General features: G+C 64.5%; 5 protein-coding genes. 4 read left to right on the top strand and 1 reads right to left on the bottom strand.

Annotated elements, in window-relative coordinates; translation table 11 throughout:
* Positions 1–932: 932 nt before the first annotated feature.
* Positions 933–1,151, top strand: a complete 219-nt coding sequence (locus LBC97_15515; GenBank protein MDR2567434.1) for a hypothetical protein — start codon at positions 933–935, stop codon at positions 1,149–1,151.
* 94 nt (positions 1,152–1,245) lie between these two features.
* Here the strand turns inward: LBC97_15515 and LBC97_15510 are convergent, their stop codons facing one another.
* On the bottom strand, positions 1,246–2,790 hold the full coding sequence (locus LBC97_15510; GenBank protein ID MDR2567433.1) for an AAA family ATPase: 1,545 nt from the start codon (positions 2,788–2,790) through the stop codon (positions 1,246–1,248).
* Positions 2,791–3,394: 604 nt separating this feature from the next.
* Here LBC97_15510 and istA point away from each other — a divergent pair.
* Genes istA through LBC97_15495 form a run of 3 tightly spaced genes read left to right on the top strand, consistent with a single transcriptional unit; the run spans position 3,395 to position 5,447 of the window.
* Complete coding sequence (istA, locus tag LBC97_15505) at positions 3,395–4,375, top strand: IS21 family transposase (protein MDR2567432.1); 981 nt, start codon at positions 3,395–3,397, stop codon at positions 4,373–4,375.
* A gap of 35 nt (positions 4,376–4,410) precedes the next feature.
* Positions 4,411–4,938: a hypothetical protein gene (locus LBC97_15500; protein MDR2567431.1), complete on the top strand. Its 528-nt coding sequence runs from the start codon at positions 4,411–4,413 to the stop codon at positions 4,936–4,938.
* A complete protein-coding gene (locus LBC97_15495) occupies positions 4,935–5,447 on the top strand; it encodes an ATP-binding protein (GenBank protein MDR2567430.1) in 513 nt (170 codons plus the stop codon). Before LBC97_15500 ends, LBC97_15495 begins: the two co-directional genes overlap by 4 nt.
* Positions 5,448–5,559: the final 112 nt, after the last annotated feature.

Raw genomic sequence — 5,559 nt, 5'->3', positions numbered from 1 at the left:
TTGGGCCTGACCCCGCCGGCCGACCTGGCCGACCAGCTAAGCCAGGCCAGCGCCACCCTCGAAGACGGCTCGACCATCAACGCCTGCCCGCTGGGGGACGCGGCCGACAGGTGACCCCGCTGGGTCCGGGGGCCGTGCCCGCGTGCGGCGCAGAGTCGCCCTTGGCCTGCAGAGACTGCCGGTGGTGGCCACGGTTTGTCCGGGGCCGCCCGGTAGGCGGTCGCGCGGCCGGGGCCCCCTTTGGCGATGGCGCTGCGGCACACCAGTTCACCCAGGGCCGCATCGATGGTCGTGGGGCTGACGTCCGGCAAGGTCTGTTCCAACTTCCGATTTGCGGATGGGTCGGGTGCGGCAGGGCTGGCCGCCTCACGCGGGCTTTCTTGGTCTGCTTGTCGGGGCCGAGCGCGGCGGCTGGCCCTCAGCGGGCGGTGCCGTTCCCCAAAATGCGGCGGTTTTTCGGCCTCCTGATCACGGGGAGAAAACTCACGTTGACCAGCAGTGTTGGGAGCCGCCCAGGGGAATCGAACCTTTGACCTATTCATTGGCGGCAGCCGCTTTTCGTCGACTATCCGGTCATTTTCAATAACGTGCGATGACGTGCGCGGACAGGGCGCTGTTGGTCGCCGCCGCCTTTCAGCGTTCGCCGTCCGCTGGCGTTGAAATCGGTCAGTTTCCGGTCAGCGCACGGCCGTCGGATTCCCGCTCTCCGTACCCACGTTGCTCCCGCCTGTTACCAGTGGGTGGACGCGACTACCCGCATGGGCACGCCTGTCTTGATTCTGGCGCCTCCGTCGGCCAGTGCCTTGGGAACTGGCTCCCGAGGCCTACGCTGCGCCCCTGCCGCGACGATGCCCGTCAGTGGCTGGATCTGCTTTGAAATCGAAAGCCCCCGAGCGGGCTCCGCAGGCGAAGAATGAACGACAGATAGGCTGATGAACCAGGACCTTGTCCTGGCCAGACACCGCTTCCCCGACGTGGAGTGTCGGCTCTTCAGCACCCAGTTCGCCAATGACGACATCTACGTCTTCGCGGATGGAAACGAGGCCGGGAGGGCGGAGCTTGTGGCCGAGCAGCGGTGCCGTCTCGCCGAACCGGGCCAAATCACGGAGTATGACCTCTCGTTTTACAGGACGAGCCTGGCCTACCTGTGAATCCACGGGCTTGGCCTCTGTTTGGGGCCGGGACGGCTGTTTGGTGGCGCTTCTCCGTGTCCCGGCAGTTGTCCGAGATCAGACCGAGAGCGGGTCATTCGGCGAGTGGACGCATGAAATCACGAGCATCTGTGTTTGAGTGATGGTTCCCGCGCTGCAGCATCTCGCTCACCCATGCGCCCTTGGAGTGGTCAACCGAGCGATCAAAACCTTCCATCTCGCCTGCGGGAACAACATGCACTCCGCGCTCTCGAAGCCAGTCAAGAAGCATGCTGGTGTTCGCGGAAACCCGTCCTCTCGGGATAGCGGCAAGGCCCGATTGCTTGAGGCGTTGTCGCAGGTCATTATCGCTATTGACTGCGTCGAGCAGGTGCTTGTAGGCCTCGGACATCGCCTCCGTCCACTCGCCTCCCGTCGCCGAAACGATTTCCCTTACGGTCGACGCTTTGTCGAGTACATCGAAGTCCACTATGGCGTGCGCGTCTCCGCCGATGGAGGCGATAGCGCGGGCTAGCGCTGCGACTCTATCCTTGCCGCCCGCCGGGATGAAGAGTGTGTCGTAACCGAGAGCGGTGTTGCCGGACTCTTCGCAGATCGACTCCAGCAGAGCCCTGTAGAACCTACAATCGGCGTCCGATTCGCACACGACGACCCTGCGGTGAAAGAGCCCTTGGAGGACGTTCGAGTACCTGAGGACAGGATCGTTCCAGAGGTCCTGAACATCCTCTGCAGGAACCTGCTGAAGCCGCGTTCCACCGTTGTGTCGCGTTATTCGAACGACCGTGAGAGGGCTTCTCGAATCGAGCAACCCAAGAAGGAAGTCTCTATCGTGGGTGGCTGCGACTATCTGCTTGCCGGTCTCCGCTGCCTCCACTCCCAGCCATCGCCCAAGCTCTCGGGCCTGCGCTGGATGGAGAAATGCCTCCGGCTCATCGACGAGCAGGATTTGTGCGTTTCCGGCGATCACGTTGATTGCCAGGCCCATGAAGCTCTTGACACCATCACCCTGGTCCGCGAGTTTGGGCAGTGACAGGACTCCGTCGGTATATTCCCTGGTCGGACGGTCGACGGGCGGTGCCGGCACCGGTGGCCTTCCGACACGGTACCGGAAGTGTCCGCTGGTCCTGTCGAAAGTCAACGGGAAGCCAAAGACTCGATCAGAGAGCCGGGACATGGCCTCGTCGATCTCTCCTTCTCCAAACACCCTGCTCAGCGGTGTGCCGCCACCCATCGGCGGGGAAACCTCCTGGCTCGCGTGGCCGACGAGCGAGGCCGCTGTGGCATGCCAGCCAAAATAGCCGAAGATCCCCCGAAGATATGGCTGATGGTTCCAAGCCGAAACGAACTCATCGACAGCCATCTCACCTCCCCCGCCGAAAGGACTGAAAGTCGGCGCGCGGCCTTGGTGCTCGTCGCGCTTCCGGGCGGTGCTTCCGAGCCATGCTTCAACACTGGCGTCAAGCGCACGAGGCACTTTGACGAGTTCGGCTGTTGTCAAGGTGACAGGCGCGGGATGGAAGCCCGAGAGCATGGCCACTAGATCTTTCAGGAGGCGCGTCTTGCCTGAGTTGTTCGGTCCAACCACGCAAGTGACTCCCGGCGCGGGGAGTTGGATTTGGTCGCCCAATGCTGAAGTCACGCTGGCAATGTGCACGGAAGGGGCGGGAAACGCATGAACTGTCGGCGGGGGCTGAGTCTCGCTCAAGAATCTGATCCTTCCCATCGCGGCGGGCGCGTCATGGCAATCCGTGGGGTTTCGGTGGGCCGAGTTGCCCTTTGAACTGTATACACCCTGCTGCGGCCGAACCGCCTACGGCGGTCAACGCCGGCCACCGGGAACCCCCTTGGCGAATCGAATCCCTGGCCCATACCCCCAGAATCGTGTCTTCAGCGGTTTCCATGACCGCCAACCGCGGGCGTATCCCGGTGACTTGCCGCGCGAACGGATCGCGGTCGGAGACGTCAGAAAACGACCGTTTTCTAACACCCTCTAGTGCAAGGACCCCGGTCTTCTATCCCGGATCTGATCGGAACGATGCTACCTACGTAGCGCTGGATGCCTGGGTGCATATTCCGGCGGTTGGGAGCCGTTGTTCCGCTGGGACTGGGCCGGGGTTCCGGTTGGGCTGAGCCGTTGTTCCGTTGATGGGTGAGCCATCGTTCCGGTGGGGTGAGCCGCCCGTGTTGGCTGTCTGTTGGTCCGTGCCCATCCGGGGCGCGGCAACAGTAGAAGGAGCCAATCAATGGTTGACCACAAACAGATCCTCCGGTTGCGAGCCGAGGGTGTGAGCCAACGGGGCATCGCGGATGTGCTGGGTTGCTCGCGCAACACGGTCGCCGCGGCGTTCCAGGCCGCCAAGACGAAGGGGATTGTGTGGCAGGACGCGGCGGACCTCGAAGCAGACGAGGTCCGCCGCTTGCTGTTCGGCGCGCCGAACAGCCCCCAGGCCGGGCGAGCCGCCCCCGACTTCGAGTATGTGCACAAAGAGATGGGACGCCCGCACACGACGCTGCTCTTGTTGTGGACCGAGTACGCCGACAGGTGCCGCGCCAGCGGCGAGGCGCCCTACGCGTACTCGTACTTCCATGAGCAGTATCGCAGGTGGATGCGCTCGACGGGCGCGACGATGCGGATTCCCCGCGTCCCTGGCGAGTTGATCGAGGTGGACTGGGCCGGCGACCCGATGGCGTTCGCGGACCCTTTGAGCGGCGAGCTGCGCCAGGCCTGGCTGTTCGTCGCCGCGTTGCCGTATTCGGCGTACGCCTATGTGGAGGGGTTCGCGGACATGAAGCTGGCGTCCTGGATCGACGCCCATGTCCACATGTTCGAGTTCTTCGGAGGCGCCGCCAGGTTGCTGACCCCGGACAACCTGCGTGTCGGCGTTTCCAAAGCCGACCGCTACGAGCCGGCCCTGAACCCGGCCTACGCCAGGTGCGCCGAGCATTACGGGACCGCGATCATCCCGGCGAGAGTCAGGCGCCCCCGTGACAAGGCGACCGCGGAAGGATCTGTCAGGCATGTCGCCTACCGTGTCGCGGCGACTTTGCGGGAACGCCGGTTCGTCGGGTTGGCGGAGTTGAATGAGGCGGTCTCCGAGGAGATCGCCCTGGTCAACCAGAAGCCGTTCCAGAAACGGGAGGACTCCCGTCTGATCTTGTTCCAGCGCGACGAACGGGAACTGCTGCGGCCGCTGCCCCCACCCGCTTCGAGTTGGCGGAACTGAGGAAAGCGAAGGCCGGGCCAAATTACCACGTCCAGGTGGAATCCAATTTCTATTCTGTGCCCCACGAGATGATCGGGCGGACGCTGGACGTGCGGATCACGTCCCACACGGTCGAAGTGTTCGACGGGGCGCAGCGGGTCGCTTCCCATCCCAGGGCGAAGGGAGCGCGGGGCCGGTATTCGACCATCGAGGAGCACATGCCGCCCAAACACCGCCACCAGTTGGCGGACTGGACGCCGGCCCGGTTCGAGCAGTGGGCCGCGACGGTGGGGCCGTTCTGCGTCGAAGCGGTCCAGGCGATCCTCGCGTCCCACAAGATCGTCGAGCAGTCCTACCGGTCTTGCCTCGGGGTGATGTCGCTGGCGAAGAAGACCGGCGGGACGCGCCGGTTGGAGGAAGCCTGCCGCCGCGCTCTGGCGGCGACGCCGAAGCCGTCGTACACCCTGATCAAGAAGATCTGGTCGGCGTGGGAGCCTCCGCCGGCGGCGCCCGCGCCGCCGCTCGGCGCCAAAGGCTTCGTCCGGGGAGCCGGCTACTACGGGCAGCAAGGAGGAGCCCGGTGATCGATCAGCAGACAATGGTCAAACTCCGCAAGATGCGCCTGTCCGGAATGGCCGACAGCTTCGAGCAGGCCGCGAGCACGTCGGGTCAAACGCCGCTGTCCGGGCCCGACCTGGTCAAAATGGCCGTTGACTGGGAATGGGAGCGCCGCCAGAACGGGAAGCTTCGGCGGCTGCGCCGCCAAGCCCGCCTAGCGCAACCCGACGCAGACCTCGCCGACGTCAAAGCCATGCCGGGACGCGAGCTCGACACCGAGTTCCTCGCCCGGCTGGCCGGCGGCGGTTACATCGCCAACCGGCAGGACGTCGTCCTGCAGGGCCCGACCGGCGCCGGCAAGACATACGTGGCGTGCGCGTTGGCGAACAAAGCCTGCCAGCAGTACCGGACGGTGTTGTACTTCACCGCCCCAGACCTGTTCGACCACTTGACCGTCGCGGACCGCCTCGGCGAGAAGAAAGGATGCCTCGACACGCTCGTCAAAGTCGAACTGCTCGTGATCGACGACTCCTGACTCGTGCCACTGTTTGGGGTGATGTGGTGGCTGGGGCTTTGGCCTGGGGTTTCGTGGGGTGTGCGACGGGGATTGGGCACTAATTATCTGCGCGGTAGCCTGGCTGGGTGGG

The organism is Bifidobacteriaceae bacterium (assembly GCA_031281585.1).
In the GTDB taxonomy this organism is placed as follows: Bacteria; Actinomycetota; Actinomycetes; order Actinomycetales; family WQXJ01; genus JAIRTF01.
Note: the sequence above shows the minus strand (reverse complement) of the source record. Positions and strands in the feature narration are given on the sequence as shown.